This is a genomic window from Streptomyces sp. NPDC085946, assembly GCF_044540485.1.
Lineage (GTDB): Bacteria > Actinomycetota > Actinomycetes > Streptomycetales > Streptomycetaceae > Streptomyces.
In genome coordinates this window covers 78,230-95,572 of the sequence record NZ_JBITSF010000015.1, presented here as the reverse complement: position 1 = coordinate 95,572, position 17,343 = coordinate 78,230, and the positions used below count along the sequence as shown (strand labels likewise).

The 17,343-nt window shown below is 76.1% G+C and carries 18 protein-coding genes; 12 read left to right on the top strand and 6 right to left on the bottom strand.

The features are described from left to right. The first annotated feature begins 26 nt into the window (after positions 1-26). The 7 genes from pelF (at position 27) to ACIF8T_RS26830 (ending at position 7,372) form a co-directional block, all read left to right on the top strand. Positions 27-1,574: a GT4 family glycosyltransferase PelF gene (gene pelF, locus ACIF8T_RS26860; RefSeq protein ID WP_400038669.1), complete on the top strand. Its 1,548-nt coding sequence runs from the start codon at positions 27-29 to the stop codon at positions 1,572-1,574. Beyond that, positions 1,571-2,956: a hypothetical protein gene (locus tag ACIF8T_RS26855; protein WP_400038668.1), complete on the top strand. Its 1,386-nt coding sequence runs from the start codon at positions 1,571-1,573 to the stop codon at positions 2,954-2,956. Before pelF ends, ACIF8T_RS26855 begins: the two co-directional genes overlap by 4 nt. A 102-nt stretch (positions 2,957-3,058) precedes the next feature. Beyond that, entirely contained in the window at positions 3,059-4,060 is a 1,002-nt protein-coding gene (locus ACIF8T_RS26850; protein ID WP_400038667.1) for a GDP-mannose 4,6-dehydratase, read from the top strand. A gap of 31 nt (positions 4,061-4,091) precedes the next feature. Further along, complete coding sequence (locus ACIF8T_RS26845; protein WP_400038666.1) at positions 4,092-4,805, top strand: NDP-sugar synthase; 714 nt, start codon at positions 4,092-4,094, stop codon at positions 4,803-4,805. Between the two features lie 7 nt (positions 4,806-4,812). Then, positions 4,813-5,724 carry an NAD-dependent epimerase/dehydratase family protein gene (locus tag ACIF8T_RS26840; protein WP_400038665.1) on the top strand — a complete coding sequence of 304 codons (912 nt, stop codon included), beginning with the start codon at positions 4,813-4,815 and terminating at the stop codon, positions 5,722-5,724. Beyond that, entirely contained in the window at positions 5,721-6,383 is a 663-nt protein-coding gene (locus ACIF8T_RS26835; RefSeq protein WP_400038664.1) for a spherulation-specific family 4 protein, read from the top strand. The genes ACIF8T_RS26840 and ACIF8T_RS26835 overlap by 4 nt, the downstream gene beginning before the upstream one ends. Continuing rightward, complete coding sequence (locus ACIF8T_RS26830) at positions 6,380-7,372, top strand: endo alpha-1,4 polygalactosaminidase (RefSeq protein WP_400038663.1); 993 nt, start codon at positions 6,380-6,382, stop codon at positions 7,370-7,372. Before ACIF8T_RS26835 ends, ACIF8T_RS26830 begins: the two co-directional genes overlap by 4 nt. A 37-nt stretch (positions 7,373-7,409) precedes the next feature. Here ACIF8T_RS26830 and ACIF8T_RS26825 read toward each other — a convergent pair whose 3' ends face one another. Beyond that, the gene (locus tag ACIF8T_RS26825) at positions 7,410-7,970 is read right to left on the bottom strand and encodes a snapalysin family zinc-dependent metalloprotease (protein WP_400038662.1); all 561 of its coding nucleotides are present in this window, start codon (positions 7,968-7,970) and stop codon (positions 7,410-7,412) included. Positions 7,971-8,782: 812 nt separating this feature from the next. On the opposite strand from ACIF8T_RS26825, the gene ACIF8T_RS26820 reads away from it, so the two are divergent. Together ACIF8T_RS26820 and ACIF8T_RS26815 are read left to right on the top strand one after the other, a co-directional pair. Continuing rightward, positions 8,783-9,898, top strand: coding sequence for a GNAT family N-acetyltransferase (locus ACIF8T_RS26820; protein WP_400038661.1), 1,116 nt, complete (start codon positions 8,783-8,785; stop codon positions 9,896-9,898). 428 nt (positions 9,899-10,326) lie between these two features. Then, entirely contained in the window at positions 10,327-11,643 is a 1,317-nt protein-coding gene (locus ACIF8T_RS26815; RefSeq protein ID WP_400038660.1) for a lipase family protein, read from the top strand. Between the two features lie 79 nt (positions 11,644-11,722). Here ACIF8T_RS26815 and pgm read toward each other — a convergent pair whose 3' ends face one another. Next, the gene (gene pgm / locus ACIF8T_RS26810; RefSeq protein WP_400038659.1) at positions 11,723-13,363 is read right to left on the bottom strand and encodes a phosphoglucomutase (alpha-D-glucose-1,6-bisphosphate-dependent); all 1,641 of its coding nucleotides are present in this window, start codon (positions 13,361-13,363) and stop codon (positions 11,723-11,725) included. Between the two features lie 191 nt (positions 13,364-13,554). Next, positions 13,555-13,989, bottom strand: coding sequence for a hypothetical protein (locus tag ACIF8T_RS26805; RefSeq protein WP_400038658.1), 435 nt, complete (start codon positions 13,987-13,989; stop codon positions 13,555-13,557). Between the two features lie 147 nt (positions 13,990-14,136). On the opposite strand from ACIF8T_RS26805, the gene ACIF8T_RS26800 reads away from it, so the two are divergent. Then, complete coding sequence (locus ACIF8T_RS26800; protein WP_400038657.1) at positions 14,137-14,304, top strand: hypothetical protein; 168 nt, start codon at positions 14,137-14,139, stop codon at positions 14,302-14,304. Between the two features lie 297 nt (positions 14,305-14,601). On the opposite strand, the gene ACIF8T_RS26795 is transcribed toward ACIF8T_RS26800, so the two are convergent. Both ACIF8T_RS26795 and ACIF8T_RS26790 read right to left on the bottom strand, forming a co-directional pair. After that, entirely contained in the window at positions 14,602-14,868 is a 267-nt protein-coding gene (locus tag ACIF8T_RS26795) for a hypothetical protein (protein ID WP_400038656.1), read from the bottom strand. A gap of 166 nt (positions 14,869-15,034) precedes the next feature. Continuing rightward, positions 15,035-15,208: a CsbD family protein gene (locus ACIF8T_RS26790; protein WP_400038655.1), complete on the bottom strand. Its 174-nt coding sequence runs from the start codon at positions 15,206-15,208 to the stop codon at positions 15,035-15,037. A 111-nt stretch (positions 15,209-15,319) separates the two neighbouring features. On the opposite strand from ACIF8T_RS26790, the gene ACIF8T_RS26785 reads away from it, so the two are divergent. Together ACIF8T_RS26785 and ACIF8T_RS26780 are read left to right on the top strand one after the other, a co-directional pair. Further along, positions 15,320-15,631 carry a hypothetical protein gene (locus ACIF8T_RS26785; protein WP_400038654.1) on the top strand — a complete coding sequence of 104 codons (312 nt, stop codon included), beginning with the start codon at positions 15,320-15,322 and terminating at the stop codon, positions 15,629-15,631. Positions 15,632-15,976: 345 nt separating this feature from the next. Next, positions 15,977-16,183, top strand: coding sequence for a hypothetical protein (locus ACIF8T_RS26780; protein ID WP_400038653.1), 207 nt, complete (start codon positions 15,977-15,979; stop codon positions 16,181-16,183). 81 nt (positions 16,184-16,264) lie between these two features. Here the strand turns inward: ACIF8T_RS26780 and ACIF8T_RS26775 are convergent, their stop codons facing one another. After that, on the bottom strand, positions 16,265-16,963 hold the full coding sequence (locus ACIF8T_RS26775; RefSeq protein WP_400038652.1) for a hypothetical protein: 699 nt from the start codon (positions 16,961-16,963) through the stop codon (positions 16,265-16,267). Positions 16,964-17,343 lie beyond the last annotated feature (380 nt).

Sequence of the window (17,343 nt, the reverse complement as noted above, 5' to 3'; positions counted from 1 at the left end):
CCACACCCCGGCCGTGGAGCACACCGATGCACGTTCACCACGGCGCGCGACGCCCCGGCGCGACGCGCGTCACCCTGCTCACCGAAGGCACGTACCCGCACAGTCACGGCGGCGTGAGCGTCTGGTGCGACCAGCTCGTCCGTGGCATGCCCGACCTGGACTTCGACGTCGTGGCCGTCACCGGCACCGGCCGCGAACCGCTCGTCTGGGACCTCCCGCCGCACGTCTCGCACGTGCGGTCCGTCCCGATGTGGGGCGACGCGCCGCGGGGCCGGCCGCCGCGGGGGCGGTCGCGCAACCGGCTCGTGGCCGCCTACGAACGGTTCCTGGCCGCGCTGCTCGACCCGTGCGCCGAGGACGGGTTCGCCCCCGCCCTGTACACGATGGCGCGGGCCGCGGCCGACGGGGAGCTCAGCCCCTTCCTGCGGGGCGACCGGGCGATCGCCGTGCTGTCCGCCGTGTGGAACCGCCCCGGGCTGGCGGTGCGCGAGGCCCGGCCGACGCTGCACGACGCGCTCACCGCCACCGCGCTGCTGGAGCACGCGCTGCGCCCGCTGGCCGCGCCGCCGCCGGACGGCGGGGTGGCGCACGCGGTCAGCGGCGGGGTCGCCGTCCTGCCCGGCCTGGCCGCGCTGGAACGGCACGGCACGCCGCTGCTGCTCACCGAGCACGGCGTCTACCTGCGCGAGCGCTACCTCGGCTACCGCACCGCCCCCTACCGCTGGCCGGTGAAGGCCGTCGTGCTCGGCTTCTTCCGGCTGCTGGCGGAGGAGAGCTACCGCCGGGCCGCGCTGATCACCCCGGGCAACCGCTACAACCGGCTGTGGGAGGAGCAGGGCGGCGCCGACCCGGAGTCGATCCGCACGGTGTACAACGGCGTGGACCCCGCTGCCTTCCCGCCGGCCGGGCCCGAGCCGGAGGCCCTCACGCTCAGCTGGGCGGGCCGCGTCGACCCGATCAAGGACCTGGAGACCCTCGTCCGTGCCTTCGCCCTGGTCCGGGCCGAACGGCCGGACGTGCGGCTGCGGCTGTTCGGCGGGACGCCGCGGGGCGGGGAGGCCTACCGGGAGCGGTGCGAGGCCCTGGCCGCCGAGCTCGGCCACGCGGACGCCGTCACCTTCGAGGGCCGCGTCGAGGACATCAGGGACGCCTACGCGGCCGGGAACGTCGTGATGCTCTCCAGCATCAGCGAGGGCTTCCCGTTCACGCTGATCGAGGCCATGTCGTGCGGGCGGGCGACCGTCTCCACCGACGTCGGCGGGGTGCGGGAGGCCGTCGGCGACACCGGGCTGGTGGTGCCGCCGCGCGACCCGGCGGCGATGGCCCGCGCCGCGCTGGACCTGCTGGCGGACCCCGGGCGGCGCCGCGCGATGGGCGAGGCGGCCCGGCTGCGGGTGATCGAGCAGTTCACCCTGCGCCAGACCATCGACACCTTCCGCTCCATCTACCTGGAGCTGTCCCGGCGCGAACGGCGGCCGGGCGGCGGCCCTCTCGTCCCGCGGGCCCCCGCCGGTCCGGCCGTCGCCGCCGTGCCGCCGGCGGACCGGCCCGTGCCGAGGAGCCTGGCCCTGTGAGCGGCCCGATATCCCTGGAGCCGGGCGGCGCGGAGCGGGACACGCTCGCGCTCCGGCTCGCCGTGCCCCGCCCCCGCACGGCCGACGACCGCACCCTCGCGCTGCGCGTGCCGTACCGGGAGGCGGTCGACCGGCTCGCCGCCGACCTGGCCGACCGCATCGGTCCGGCCGTCCACCCCTACGAGGTGGCCGCGCTGCTGGAGGCGGAGGGCCTGTCCGCCGACGTGATCCGGGACCGGTACGGGCATCCGAACCTGTTCTCCCTGGCCGCCGCGCTGTACGAGCGGGTCCCGCGCACCTTTCCCGAGCCCGCCCCGGCGCCGGACCCGTGGCGTCCGGACACCGTGCGCTGCCTGCTGCGCGGGGTGCTGTTCGCGCTGCCGGGGCTGGCCTACCTGCTCGCCGCACCGCTGTGGCAGGCGGCACGGCACGCCCCCGCGCTGATCACGGCGGGCGTCGTCTCCTGGGCCTGGGGCCAGGCCCTGGGGCACCGCGCCCACCTGTGGATGGCGACGGGCCGCCGTGAGGCGGGCCGCACCCTCGTGACCGGGGCCGCGCTCGGCGCGTGCGCCGCCACGGCGGTCGCGGCGGTGCCCGCCGGGGGCGGCCCGGCGACGCTGGTGGCCGCTGCGCAGTCGCTGTACCTGGCGGCGGCCGGGGTGCTGCTGGTGCTCGCCCGGGAACGGCTGCTGCTGGCCGCCCTCTCCCCGCTGGTCGCCGGCGCCGCGGTCCTGCCGTGGTGGGAGCCCGGGCCCCTGCTGCGCGCCGGCCTTCCCCTGCTGGTCCTGCCGGCCACGCTCGCCGCCGCCGCTCTCGCCCTGCGTCCGGTCCTCGCCGCCCCGGCCGCGCCGGACGCCCGCCCGCCCCGGCTCGCGCTCTCCGTGCCGTACGGCCTGTTCGGTCTGGCCGCCGCGGTGCTGGTGCTGCTGGAGGGCCGGCGGCACCCGTACGCCGTGCTCGTGCTGACGGTGAGCATGGGGCCGGCGGAGTGGCTGCTCCACCGCTACCGCGGCTGGTCGGTGGCGGCGCTGCGGGTGACCGCGACGCCCGCCGCCTTCCTGCTGCGCTCCGCCGGCATCCTCGGGCTCTGCCTGCTGGTCTACCTGCTGCCGCTGCTGCCCGCGGCCCTGCTCGCCGGCGGCGACCCGGCCGCTCTCCTGACGCTCGCCGCCGCCCTGTGGACGGCGCTGCTGCTCCAGGCGTTCGGGGTGGCCTGGCCGTCGGCCGCGCTCTGTCTGGCCGCCGCCGGCGGCGCGGGGACGGTCACGCTGCTCGACCTGGCACCGGACCCGGCCGCGGTGCCGCTGGTCTGCGGCCCGGCCGCGCTCTGCCTGGCGGCCTGCGCGCTGCGGCTGCTCGGCCGGCCCGCCCCGCACGTGTGACACCGCGTCTCCCGCACCCGCCGTACCGCACCGACCACCGCACCGGCTTCGACCGACCTCAACGACCTCGACCGACCTCGACCGACCGGAAGGACACGTCACTTGACCTCCGCCCCGCTCGCCGCCGTCACCGGAGCCGAGGGCTTCATCGGCTCGCACCTCACCGAAGCCCTCGTCGCCTCCGGCCACCGGGTCAGAGCCATGGCCCAGTACAACTCCTTCTCCTCCTACGGCTGGCTGGAGACCCTGCCCGCCGACGTCCTCGACCACGTGGAGGTCGTGCTCGGCGACGTCCGCGACCCCGGCTCGGTCCGCGGCCTGCTCGACGGCGCGGACTGCGCCTACCACCTGGCCGCGCTCATCGCGATCCCGTACTCGTACCAGGCGCCGCACAGTTACGTGGACACCAACGTCACCGGCACGCTCAACGTGCTGGAGGCGGTCCGCGCGCTGGGCACCCCGCGGCTGGTGCACACCTCCACCAGCGAGACGTACGGCACCGCGCGGACCGTGCCGATCACCGAGGACCACCCGATCAACACCCAGTCCCCGTACGCCGCCTCCAAGGCGGGCGGGGACCGGCTGGCCGACAGCTACCACGCGAGTTTCGGCACGCCGGTGGTGACGCTGCGGCCGTTCAACACCTTCGGGCCGCGCCAGTCGATGCGGGCGGTGATCCCCACCGTCATCGGCCAGGTCGCGGCCGGGGAGCGCACCATCACCCTCGGGGACCTGCGTCCCACCCGCGACTTCACCTACGTCGAGGACACCGCGCGGGCGTTCCTGGCGGTGGGCACCGCCCCGGCCGAACGGGTCGTGGGCCGCACCTTCAACGCCGGGACGGGCGGGGAGATCTCGGTCGGCGACCTCGTCGCGCTGATCGGCAAGGTGATGGACACCGCCCTCGACGTGCGCGAGGACACCGCGCGCCTGCGGCCCGCCGGCTCCGAGGTGATGCGCCTGGTCGCGGACGCGACGCGGCTCGCCGCGGCGACCGGCTGGCAGCCCGCCCGCACGCTGGAGGAAGGGCTCGCGCGCACCGTGGAGTTCTTCCGCGACCCGGCCAACCTCGCCCGCTACAAGACCGGCATCTACAACATCTGACCCGACGGGCACGAACCGCAGGAGGTACGCCATGCACGCAGTGATCCTCGCCGGTGGGAAGGGCGTCCGGCTCCGGCCGTACACCACCGCGCTGCCCAAGCCGCTCGTCCCCATCGGAGACCAGCACGCCATCCTGGAGATCGTGCTGCGCCAGCTCGCCACGGCCGGCTTCACCCACTGCACCCTCGCCATCGGCCACCTCGGCGAGATCATCCGCGCCTACGTCGGCGACGGCCGCCAGTGGGGCATGACGGTCGACTACGCCACCGAGGAGAGCCCGCTGGGCACCATGGGCCCGTTGCTGACCATGCGCGAGCGGCTGCCCGAGACGTTCCTGGTGATGAACGGCGACATCCTCACCGACCTCGACTACGCCGACGTCCTGCGCCGCCACGAGGCATCGGACGCGCCGCTGACCATCGCCACGTACGCCCGCGAGGTCCACATCGACTTCGGGGTGCTCACCACGGACGCGAGCCGGGTCGTCGCGTTCACGGAGAAGCCGAGCATGGACTACCGCGTCTCCATGGGCGTCTACGGCCTGTCCCGCGCGACGCTGGACGGCTACACCCCCGGCCTGCCGCTGGGCTTCGACGAACTGGTCCTGGACCTGATCGCGGCCGGACGTCCGCCGCACGCCTACGAGTTCGACGGGTACTGGCTGGACATCGGCCGCCCCGACGACTACGACCGGGCCAACGCCGAGTTCACCACCCGCAAGTCGCTTCTGCTCAAGGGAGCCTGAGCACCGCATGCGCATTCTCGTCCTGGGCGCCACCGGCTATCTGGGCCGTCACGTCGCCGAGCGGCTCCGCGCCCTGCCGGGTGCGCTGGTGCTCGGCGGCGGGCGCTCGCCCGGCGCCGACCACGCCGTCGACCTCGCCCGCGACCGTCCGGAGCACCTGGCCAAGACGCTGGTGGCGGCCGCGCCCGACACGGTCGTCAACTGTGCGGGCGCGACCGGCGGCGACGCCGTCACGCTGGCCGAGGTCAACGCCCGCGGTCCCGCCGTCCTGTGCGCCGCGCTGCGCCGGGCGGCCCCCGCGGTGCGGCTGATCCACCTGGGGTCGGCCGCCGAGTACGGTCCCGGCGCCCCCGGCACCAAGGTGACCGAGTCCGCGGCGACCAGCCCGGTCGGCCCGTACGGCGCGACGAAACTCGCGGGCACCGCCGCCGTCACCGCCTCCGGCCTGGACGCGGTGGTCCTGCGGGTGGGGAACCCGGTGGGGCCGGGCGCACCGCCCACCGGGCTGCCCGGCCGGATCGCCGCGCTGCTGCGCGAGGCCGGCGGGGACCCGGACGCGGTGCTGCGGCTCGGCGACCTGTCCGCGCACCGCGACTTCGTCGACGTGCGTGACGTCGCGCGGGCGGTGGCGCTCGCGGTCACGGCGCCCGGTCCGCTGCCGCCCGTCCTCAACATCAGCGGCGGCGCGGCCGTCCCCGTGCGGGACCTGGTCCGGGAGCTGGCCCGCACGGCGGGCTTCCGGGGCCGGGTGACGGAGCAGGCGGGCGGCTCGGCCCGCTCGGCGGAGGTGTCCTGGCAGTGCTCCGCCGTCGACGCCGCGGACGACGCCCTCGGCTGGCGGCCGTCCCACACCCTGGCCGACGCGCTCGCCGCGCTGTGGGCCGCCCCGCCCGGCCCGGAAGGCGACCGCACCCCATGAGCCTGCTCGTTCCCCTGTACGTCCACCCCGCCGAGGACCCGGGCGCCTGGCACCGGCTCATCACGGCCGCCGCCCGCACCTACGCGGTGGTGCTCAACCCGGCGAGCGGTCCGGGCGACGCGCCCGACCCCGCGTTCGCGGCGGCGGCGGGCGCGCTGCGGGCGGCCGGCGCCCGGCTGCTCGGCTACGTGGACACGGACTACGGCGCCCGGGACGCCGCCGGGATCCGCGACGACATGGCGCGGCACCGGGAGTGGTACGCGGCGGAGGGCTGCTTCCTGGACCGGGTGACGGCCGCGCCCGGCGGGCTCGCCGCCTGCCGCAGGCTGGTGCGGTCCGTCCGCCGGCTCGGGGCCACGACCGTGGTGCTGAACCCGGGCGTGCACCCGGCGCCCGGGTACGCCCGGCTCGCCGACCTGACGGTCACCTTCGAGGGGCACTGGTCGACGTACGTGTCGGCGTTCAGCCGGCCCGCGTGGACGGCGCGGCACCCCGCCGAGCGGCTGTGCCACCTCGTGTACGGCGTGCCCGAAGCGCTCGTGCCGCTGGCCGTGCGCACCGCGCGGGAACGCGGCGCGGCGGTGTGCGGGCCCGTGACGGGAGAACCGCCCAACCCCTGGTCGCAGTTGACCCCCGCGCTCGCCGGGACGCCGCGATGAGGGGCACGGCACCGGCCCGGCTGGCCCTGCTGGCCGCCCTGGCGGCCTCGGCGCTGGCCGGATGCACCGGCTCGGGCGGCGCCGGCGGCGCGGGGCCCTCCGCCGGCGCGCACGGCGGCACACCGGGTCCGTCCGGCGCCACCGCCTCCGCCACCGCCGGGCCGACGGCCGACGGCACCGCGCGGCCGCCGGCCGCCGGCCCCACGGGTCCGCCGTCGTCCGGGGGCCGGGCGTCCGCCTCCCCCGGCAGCCGTCCGCCGCGTCCCCCCGCCCCGGGCGGCACCCGCACGGCGCTGTGGAAGCCGCGCCCCGGGCTGGCCTGGCAGTGGCAGCTGGACGGCCGCGTCGACCCCTCCGCCGACGTGCCGGTCTACGACATCGACGGCTTCGAGAACTCCGCGTCGGACGTGGCCCGTCTGCACCGCGACGGCCGCAAGGTGATCTGCTACGTCAACGTCGGGGCGTGGGAGGACTTCCGGCCCGACCGGGGCGCCTTCCCGCGGTCCGTCCTCGGCAGGCCCAACGGCTGGGAGGGCGAGCGCTGGCTCGACATCCGCCGGATCTCCGTCCTCAGGCCGATCATGGAGCGCCGGTTCGACATGTGCCGGGACAAGGGCTTCGACGCGGTCGAGCCCGACCTGGTGGAGGGGTACGGCAACGACACCGGCTTCCCCCTCACCGCCCGCGACCAGCTCCGCTACAACCGCATGATCGCGGACATCGCGCACGCCCGCGGCCTGTCGGTGGGTCTCAAGAACGACCTCCCGCAGATCCCGCAGCTCGTGGACCACTTCGACTTCGCCGTCAACGAGGAGTGCGCGCAGTACGACGAGTGCGAGCGGCTGGCTCCGTTCGTGGCGGCCGGCAAGGCGGTGTTCCACGTGGAGTACAGCGAGCCGGCCGGGGCCTTCTGTCCCGCCTCCCGTGCGCTGCGGCTGTCGTCGATGCTGAAGAAGCCGGAGCTCGGGGTGTGGCGGAAGCCCTGCTGAGGGGCAGGGCCTCCGCCGGGGAGCCGTGCGCGGCGCGTCAGTCCACGATCACGGCGGCGCGCCGCACGTCAGGGGCCAGGCCGGTGAGCACACCGCCGAAGTTCCCCTCGACCTCGGCCTGTTCCGCCGCGTTCGGGTACGGGTTCTTGCAGGAGACGCCCGCGCTGGAGCCGGACATCAGGCTGGTGCAGGGGCCGGGCTTGCGGTCCGGCAGGCCCAGGATGTGGCCGAGTTCGTGGGACGAGATGCGGACCGTGTCGTAGCCCTGGTTCACGGCCTGCCGCCCGATGTAGACGGTTCCGTTGCCCAGGCTGCCGGGCAGGGCGCGGGGCCAGCCGTTGTCGGCGAGGACGCGGATGTTGGCGCGCTGTCCGGCCGCGACGGGACGCAGTTCGACGGCGTCGACGGTCTCGTTCCAGATCGCCGCGCCGCGGTCGACCGCGGCCTTGAACTCCGCGGCGCCGCTCGCGTCGTAGGTGAGGACGCGCGCCGCCGCGGCGGCGGGCTCGGCGGGGGCGGCCGTGGCGGGGCCGCCGGTGAGGGGCAGGGACACCAGCAGGGCGGCGGCGATTCCGCCGGCCAGGGTGCGGACGTGCATGGTCGACCTCCTTGTGGGGGAAGGGCAGTCGTGCGCATGACATTCCCTCCCACCGTGCCCTCTCGGCACACGCGTCAATCCCTCAATCCGGTGGCGGCACCGAACCGCCTGCCGGACGGACCCGGACGGGCCACGGGGGCTTGACGGGGAGAGGCGGGATCGGCCTACTGGAAAGCGCAGTCAGGGGGATGGGGGGACTCGTCCGGTGCCGACACCGCCTGCCGAAGCCGCGGCTCGGCCCTCCGCCGCCAGGCGCGTCCGGGGCCCGGTCGCGCGGCGCCGATGGGCGGCGGCGGTGGTCGCGCTGGCGTCCGCGCTGCTGCTGCCCCTCCTGGTGGCGGGGACCGCGGGTGCCGGCGCGGAGGGCGCCGGGCCGGCCACGGGCGCGGGAACCGGCGGACGGACCTCCCCCGCGCGGACGGCCCCGCAGACCTCGGGCGAGGAGACCGCCCCTCGGCTCCGCCGCGAAACGGCCGGGGAGTCCTCCCCGGCCGGGGAGGACGCCTCACCGCGGGCGCTCCCGGCACGGTCGCCGAGGCCGGCGGGGGCGGCGGGGGCGGACCGCGCGGTGGCCGGGGTGCCGGCGCGGCTCCCGGGCACGGAGGGACCGGCCGGGGACCTCCCGCCGGCGGGAGCGGCACGGAGTCCGGCGGCGGGGGCGGGCCCTCTCGGCGCCGCCGCCCTGCAGACCTTCCGCTGCTGAGCGACGGCAGGACCGACAGGGCCCGCGCCGTGCCCCCCGCGTACTCACCGGACACCGGCCGGCACCGGACGCCGGTCCACGGCCGTCGGCGGGCCTTCCTGTGTGCAGCATGCTGACGACACTGGAGGCGGAGTTGCCCGGAAAGCGCGTTCTCGTCCTCAGGCCGGACGACCTGAGCCCGGACGACCACCAGGTGTGGAGAGAGCTGCGGACCGCGTCCGCAGCCCCGCGGAACCCGTTCCTCGACCCGGTGTTCACCCGCGCGGTCGGACGGGTCAGGCCGGGGGCCAGGGTGGCGGTCCTCCAGGAGGACGGCTCCCCGGTCGGCTTCTTCCCCTACGAGACGGGGCCGTTGGGGCAGGGCCGGGCCATCGGGCTCGGGGTGTCGGACAGCCAGGGCGCCGTCCTCGCCCCCGGTGTCCGGCCGGACGCCCGCCGGCTGCTCCGCGCCTGCTCGCTGTCCTCCTGGGAGTTCGACAACCTGGAGTCCGGCCAGCGCCTGTTCGTCCCGCACGCGGCCGGGGAACTGCCCTCCCCCGTCGTGGACGTCGCCGGCGGCTTCGAGCGGTACACCGAGGGGCTGCGGGCGCGGGCGCCGGGCTTCCTCCGGCAGACCCTGGCCAAGGAGCGCAGGCTCGCCCGGCAGGTCGGCGAGGTCCGGTTCGCGTACGACACCCGCGATCCGGACGCGCTGCGGGCGCTGATGGAGTGGAAGTCCGCGCAGTACCGGCGCACCGGGCGGCGGGACCGGTTCGCGCAGCGGTGGATCACCGGACTGGTCGGGCTGCTCGCGCGCAGCGAGGAACCCGAGTGCCGCGGGGTGCTGTCCGTGCTCTACGCCGCCGGCCGGCCCGTCGCCGCGCACTTCGGGCTGCGTTCGCGCACGGTGCTCTCCTGGTGGTTCCCGGCGTACGACCGGGCGTACGGCAGGTACTCGCCCGGGCTGGTGCTGCACCTGCGGATGCTGGAGGCCGCCGCGGCGGACGGCATCGCGCTGGTCGACCTGGGGAGCGGGGCGGCCCGCTACAAGGAGTCGTTCAAGACCCGCGACCTGCGGGTGTACGAGGGCGCGGTGGTGCGCCCGGGTCCCGGCGGCGCCCTGCACCTGCTGCGGCGGGAACCGCCCCGCGCCGCCCGCCGCTTCGTACGCGACCGGCCGCGGCTGGCCGGCGCCGCCGCGCGGACGCTGGCGGAGCTGGGACGGCTGCGCGAGCGGCGGCGGTGACCCGGGAGGGCGGCCGGCCCGGCCGCCCGGTGCCCGTTCACCTGCCAGGGCGCGACGGCTCCGGGTCCGTCCCGGCCGCGGCCGGGCGCGTACCGGTGCGGTACGCGCCCGACAGGCGGCGGGCACAGGGATCCGCCTGGCCTGGGTGAGCGTGCGGCTGAGGCGGCCCGGCCGCCCCTCCCGGGCGGCCGGGCCGCGTTCGCGCAGCGCGTGGCGCACGGGTCGAACGGATATTACTGAACCGTAACCTGCCGACTGCTACCGCGGGTAACACCTGGATCAGTACCGTCCTGACGATCCGTCCAAGAACGGTGCGGGGAGCGGCCGGACGAGCCGCGCCCCCGCGCGTCCCGCCGCTGCCCGGGCGGGACGCCCGTCACCGAGCCGCAGAGGAAGGCTTCGCCTCCCCTCTCCCAGGAGGTCCCGCCATGCCCGCTTCCACCCGACTGCTGGCCGCGGCCGTCACCGCGGCCGCCTGCCTGGGCGCCCAGGCCGTTCCGGCCGCCGCCGCGGAGCCCGTGGTCTCCCGGGGCGTCAGGATCCCGGAGTTCTACACCCCGCCCGCCACCCTGCCCGCGCAGAACGGCGCCCTCGTGCGCAGCGAGCCGCTGCCGCTCGCCCTGAGCCTGCCCGGCCTCGACGGCCCGCTGCCCGGCCGGGCCACCCGTCTGATGTACAGGTCCACGGACGCCGCCGGCCGGCCGGTGGCCGTCACCGGCGCCTACCTCGAACCCGCGGCCGCCTGGCGGAGCGGCGGTCCCCGGCCCCTGGTCGCCGTCGCCCCCGGCACCATGGGCCAGGGCGACCAGTGCGCCGCCTCCCTCGGCTTGCAGCACCCGCTGCGGATCACCGCCCGGACCGTCTCGGTCGGGTACGAGAACCTGGCCGTCTACCGCCTCCTGGCCCGGGGCATCGCGGTCGTGATCACCGACTACGGCGGCCTCGGCACCACGGACCGGCTGCACACGTACGTCAACCGGGTCGATGAGGCCCACGCGGTCCTGGACGCCGTCCGCGCCGCCCGCTCGCTCCGCGGCGCTTCCGTGACCGCGGCCTCGCCGGTGGGACTGTTCGGCTACAGCCAGGGCGGCGGCGCGACGGCCGCCGCGGCCGAGCTCCAGCCCTCCTACGCCCCCGACGTCACCCTCGCCGGAACGTACTCGGGTGCTCCGCCCGCGGACCTCGCCGCCGTCACCGAGGCCATCGACGGCAGCGACCTGGCCGGGGCCCTCGGGTGGTCGGTGAACGGCTTCCTGCAGTCCGAGCCCGCCCTCGGAGAGGTCGCGGAGCGGCACCTCAATACGGCGGGCAAGGCCGCCCTCGCCGACCTGTCGACCATGTGCGTCGGCGACGCCCTGCTCGCCTACAACTCCGCGCGCAGCACCGCCTGGACCACCGACGGCCGCACGATCGGCGAGGTCGTCCGCGACGAACCCGCGCTGCGCGCCTTCCTGGAGGAACAGCGCATCGGCACCATGAAGCCGAGCGGACCGGTCCGCGTGGCGACCGGCGTCAACGACGACCTGGTCCCCCACGACCAGTCCCGCGAACTCGCCGTGGCCTGGTGCGCGAAGGGCGCGGACGTCACCTACAAGCCGGTCGTGCTGCCCGACCTCGGGCGTTCGCTGATCAACCACTTCACCCCGCTGCTCGCCGACCAGGGCGGCGCCATCTCCTGGCTGACCGACCGCCTCCGGGGCGAACCGGCCCCCTCGGCCTGCGCCGCGCTGCCCTCGCAGCCGTGAGCCGGACGCCCGGCACACGGCGGCCCCCCGTCCCGCGGGGGGCCGCCGTGCCGGCGCGGGGGCCGCTCGCGCCGCCGGGTCAGCTGCCGAGGGCCGCCAGCACCACGGTCTTGGCCTCCTCCTGCACCCGCCGGAGGTGGTCGGTGCCGAGGAACGACTCGGCGTAGATCTTGTAGACGTCCTCGGTGCCCGACGGGCGGGCCGCGAACCAGGCGTTGTCGGTGGTCACCTTGATGCCGCCGATGGGCGCGCCGTTGCCCGGCGCCTCGGTGAGCACCGCGGTGACCACGTCGCCGGCCAGGGTGTCCGCGGTGACCTGCGCGGGGGAGAGCTTCGCGAGCAGGGCCTTCTCCTCGCGGGAGGCCGGCGCGTCGATCCGCTCGTACGCGGGTTCCCCGAAGCGGGCGGTCAGCGCGGCGTAGTGCTCGGACGGCGTCTTCTCCGTGACGGCCGTGATCTCGGAGGCGAGCAGCGCGAGGATGATGCCGTCCTTGTCGGTGGTCCACACCGAGCCGTCCCGGCGCAGAAAGGAGGCGCCGGCCGACTCCTCCCCGCCGAAGCCGAGGGAGCCGCTGACCAGTCCGTCCACGAACCACTTGAAGCCGACGGGCACTTCGACCAGCTCCCGGCCGAGGTCGGCGGCCACCCGGTCGATCATCGCCGAGGACACGAGGGTCTTGCCGATGCCCGTGCCGGCCGGCCACTGCTCGCGGTGGGCGTACAGGTAGGAGATCGCGACGGCGAGGTAGTGGTTGGGGTTCATCAGGCCCGCGTCCGGGGTGACGATGCCGTGCCGGTCGGCGTCGGCGTCGTTGCCGGTGGCGATCTGGAAGCGGTCGCGCTGCCCGATCAGCGACGCCATGGCGTACGGCGACGAGCAGTCCATGCGGATCTTGCCGTCCCAGTCCAGCGTCATGAACCGCCACGTGGGGTCGGTGAGCGGGTTGACCACGGTCAGGTCGATGCCGTGCTGTTCGGCGATGCGGCCCCAGTAGGCGACGGACGCGCCGCCCAGCGGGTCGGCGCCGATGCGCACCCCGGCCGCGCGGATCGCGTCCAGGTCCAGCACGCTCGGCAGGTCGGCGACGTACGTGCCGAGGAAGTCGTAGCGGCCGGTGCCGGGCGCGGCCAGGGCCCGGGCGTAGGGGACGCGCCGGACGTCCTTCAGGCCGCCGGCGATGATCTCGTTGGCCCGGTCCTGGATCCAGGAGGTCGCGTCCGAGGCGGCGGGGCCGCCGCTGGGCGGGTTGTACTTGAAGCCGCCGTCGGCGGGCGGGTTGTGCGACGGGGTGACGACGACCCCGTCGGCCAGGCCCGTGGTGCGGCCCCGGTTGTGGGTGAGGATGGCGTGCGAGACCGCGGGGGTCGGCGTGTAGCCGTCCGCGCTGTCGATCAGCACCGTGACCTCGTTGGCGGCGAACACCTCCAGCGCGGTGACCCTCGCGGGCTCCGACAGGGCGTGCGTGTCGGCGCCGAGGAAAAGGGGGCCGTCGGTGCCCTGCCGGGCGCGGTACTCGCAGATGGCCTGGCTGGTCGCGGCGATGTGGTCGTCGTTGAACGCGCGGGCCAGGGACGACCCGCGGTGCCCGGACGTCCCGAACGCGACGCGCTGCCCCGGGTCCTGCGGGTCGGGGCGAAGCGCGTAGTACGCGGTGACCAGCCGAGCGACATCGACGAGGTCTTCGGGTCCGGCCTGCTTACCCGCTCGCTCGTGCTGCATGTGCCCGCTCCTCCGTAGGGGGTGATCCTTCGCTTGCGGTCACATCATTCCCCGTGACGGGCGGGACGCACGAGCGGGGGCGGGGTGCGTGACCACCGGGCACCCGGACACCGGCGGCCGGGCGGGTTCCGGCGCGCCGGGACGTCCCGCACCCCGCGGGGGCCCCGGCGGCGGAAGAGCCGCCCCGCCGGTCAGATGCGCCCGCCGGTGAGCCGGGTCAGGGGACCGTGGGTGTGGCGTCCCGCACGGCGCCCCACGGCGTACGAGGCGGCGCTCAGCGCGGTGATCCCGGCGCCGACGCCGGCGGCGACCAGCTTGCGGTGGGCGATCACCGTCCAGGCCGTCTTGGCCGTGGCCGCGACCTGGCCGGAGGCCGTGGCGATCGCCTGGCGGCCCGCCTCGACACCCTTGGCGGCGCTCTGCACCGCCCCGGTCGCCGCCCCGGCCGAGCGCTCGGCGCCGGACTTGGCCGCCGACGCGGCGTCACCCGCCTTGCCGGCGGCGGACTTGGCGGTCCGCGCCGCGGGAACGGTGGCCTGCTCCGTGGCCCGGCGGGCCTTGGACTCGGCCGTCCGGACGGACGCGGACTTCTGCTGCGTGCTCTTGTTCTGTTCGGTCATGGACATCGCTTTGCCTTCAACGCCCACCCCAAACACGCCCTGCCCGGGGCGCGGACCGCCGGGATCCGGGCCCCGGCGAAGGGCTGAGTTCCGCCACAGCGGGTAACCGGCTAGCGCAGGGACGAGCAGCTGTCGTCCGAGGGAAGGAGTGTCATGGCACGCATGCTGGAACGGATCAAGGAGTTCGCCCGGAGCCCTCAGGGGCGACGCGCGACCGAGCAGGCGCGGCGTGCCGCGGCCGACCCGCGGCGCCGGGCCCAGGCCCAGCGCCTGCTGGGCAGGCTCCGCGGCGGCCACGGCGGCCACCAGGGTCACCGCTGACCCCACGGTCCCGCCCGTCCGCGCGGCCCGGCACCCCCTCGGTGCCGGGCCGCGCGCTGTCCGGTGCGGTCCCGGGCCGCCCGGGCGGTCGCGCCGGTCATCACCCGGTCGGCGCAGTATGGGTCCGCCGGGCCGGGGCACACGCATCCCACCGGAGCGGTACTCCTCCGCCGGTCCGGACCGAGGGCGGGCCGTGGTGGGAACCCCCGAGCCGGCTGCGGCCCGCCTCACAGACTCCCCGGAACGGGGCCTTCCCCTCCTCGGGCCGGTGGCCCGGCCGCGCCGCTCCGGCCGGCCTCAGGGGACGTCGCCCCGCCAGTCGTACCGGCGCTCGCCCGTGCGCCGCGGCACGTACACGGCCCGGCCGCCCGGGCCGTGGCGGCCGATCTCGGTGCGCAGGGCGACCCCCTCCCCCGGCTCGCCGTCACAGCGGTCGGTGATGTCCAGCAGCAGGCCGTCCAGCGGGCCGCCGACCAGTTCCGCGTAGACCCGCCCGTGGCGCGGTCCCGGATCGTCGTGGTCCGCCCCGTAGACCCGGCCCCGCATGAACTCCAGTTCATCCATACGCGCAGGGTGGCATCCGGCACTGACAATCACGGGCGGGCGCAGGCCGTACGGGCACGGACGGGCGGGGCTCCCGCCGCAGCAGGAGCCCCGCCCGTCGCCCGTCCGCCGTCGCAGGACGGGGTGTTCACCCATGCCGACGAGGCCGTGCGGCCCCTCGGGGGCGTCAGTGCTTGAAGACGTCCTTCGTCTTCTCCTTCGCCTGGCGCGCGTCGCCCTTGGCCTGGTCGGACTTACCCTCCGCCGTGAGCCGCTCGTTGCCCACCGCGCGGCCGGCCGCCTCCTTGGCCTTGCCCTTCATCTGCTCGCTCTTCGCCTTGGCCTTCTGCTCTTCCGCCACAGCACGTCACTCCCAGCCGTTTGCGACTTCACGGTCCCCGGACGGGTGGCCACGGGAGCCGTGTCCAAACCCGTCCCGCATCGCGGCGGCGATCCGGGAAACCCGCCCGGCATGACCCCACACGAACAGCACCACCGCTCTCCCCAGGACGACGTGCGGGTCGTCGAACGGCTCGTCCCCCTGTGGCTGGAGGAGACAGGACGCCATGACACCGAGGCCGCGCGCCGGGCACGCGAGGGCTGGGAACAGGGCTCGCTGCCGCCGGACACCGCGCAGGACCTCGCCCACTGGGTCACCGCCCGCGTCACGGACACCGCGTTCAACGAGGACGAGGGCCCGGACGTCGACGGACCCGCCCGCATCACCCCGGCGGACAAGGAGGCCGTCCACCGCTGGCTCGCCGCACAGGGACACCCGGTGTGACGGCACGGCACATGCCGCCTGACCCGACCGGGTGATCGTCCGGGCCGCCGGGAACGAACCGGCGGCCCGCGGCGCGTCCGGCCGTTGCCCGCACGACGCCTTCCGCGTAACCGTCTGAAGGCTTCCTCACGGCTGCCGGCCCACCAGGGTCCGGACCGGGCTCGCCGGTGACGGGGCGCGGGAGCCGCTGGTACGTCCCGCTGCCGTCCCTGACCGTCCTCGGGCGGCCGTGCCGCTCGCCCTGGTCGGCATGCCGCCGCTGACTCCCGCCGGGGCCCTTTCGTCCGCTTCCGCCGCGCCCACGTGGTCGTCGGCGGGGTCTGCACCGGCAGGACCGCGCCGATCGTGCGGCTCACCGAGCGGCCGGCCCGGGACAACCACCGCGTGGAGTTCACCGAGGCGTTCTGCCGGGCGCAGCCCGGCCCGCTGTCGCGGCCCCGTTCCCCGTTCTCCCCGCAGGCCCCCTGGCAGCGGCACACGGACCTGGCCGAACTGCGGGACTTCCGGGAGCGGATGGGCCGCCGCGCGCGGAACGACCTGCGCGGGAGGTGACGTCCGGTCACCGCTCCCGGGGCCGCGCCCCGCGCGCCGCCGCGATCGCTGCGCCGGCCGGACTCCGGGCCGCGGGACGCCTCAGCCGAGAGAGGCGCGCTGCCCGCCTCCCGGCCCGAAGCGGACGGCCATGCGGTCGGCGAGGTCGGAGACGGGGACCGTCCCGTCGATCACGATGGTGTCGAGGCCGTGGAGCGGGGCCTGCCTGCGGACCTCCTCGTCCCGCAGAGCGTCGCGGGCCAGGCGTCCGGCGAACGCGCTCGCCCCGTCCTCGCTGCCCCAGGCGGCCCGGGCACGAGCGGGATCCGCGTAGCGGGAGGCGAGTGCGGTCTCCCTGAACTCGGGGGTGGGCAGGAGGAAGACGGCCTGGTCGGGCCGGCGCAGCAGCGGTGCGAGGTGACCGGGCGGAATCCCGAAGTAGTCGACCAGGAGGACGCGCTCGCCGGACAGGGCGAGGAGGTCGTCGACGACGAAGCCGACCATCTCGCCGTACAGGCTCGGCAAGGCCCGGAACACCTGGTCCGGGGTGCGGTCGCGCCACAGGGCCCCGGGCGGCGGGCCCCGCATGCCGGCGAGACGCGGGTGGCGTTGCGCAGTACACCGTTCCAGCCAGTCGTGCTCCGCGCGGTCACCCTGGTGGACCGCGACGTCGTACCGGTCGGCCGGCGACCGGGTCAGCGTGCTCTTGCCGGCACCCGTGCCGCCGGCGATCCAGCGCACGTGCGCGAGCCGGTCCGTGAGGACGAGACCGGTCCCGGTGTCCGAGAAGGCGGAGGTCATGTCCCCAGGGTGACGGTTCCGACGCGGAAAGAGCAGTCTCGATCCCCGCCGCCGGCGGCATGAACACGAAAGGGAGGGCACCTGCCGGCCGGCCCTCGTCCGGCGGGAGGTCTCCGGGCGAGCCCGTCACCGGCTCCGGGGCGCGCCCCGGAGCCGGTCCCGGCTCGCCCGCACGGGACCCGGCTCACGGGCGGGAGACGAACGTGACGGCACACGAAGAGGACCCCGCCCCCGGTGTCCCGGGGGCGGGGTCCTCGATCGAGCGCCGGGCAGGCCTTGCACCTGCATCTCCCCACAGGAAGTGGGGCGTCTTTCCTTGGACCACCAACGCACTGCCTGCCACCGGCATTTCGGCGGCGAGCTCATGATCGAGCTTAGCA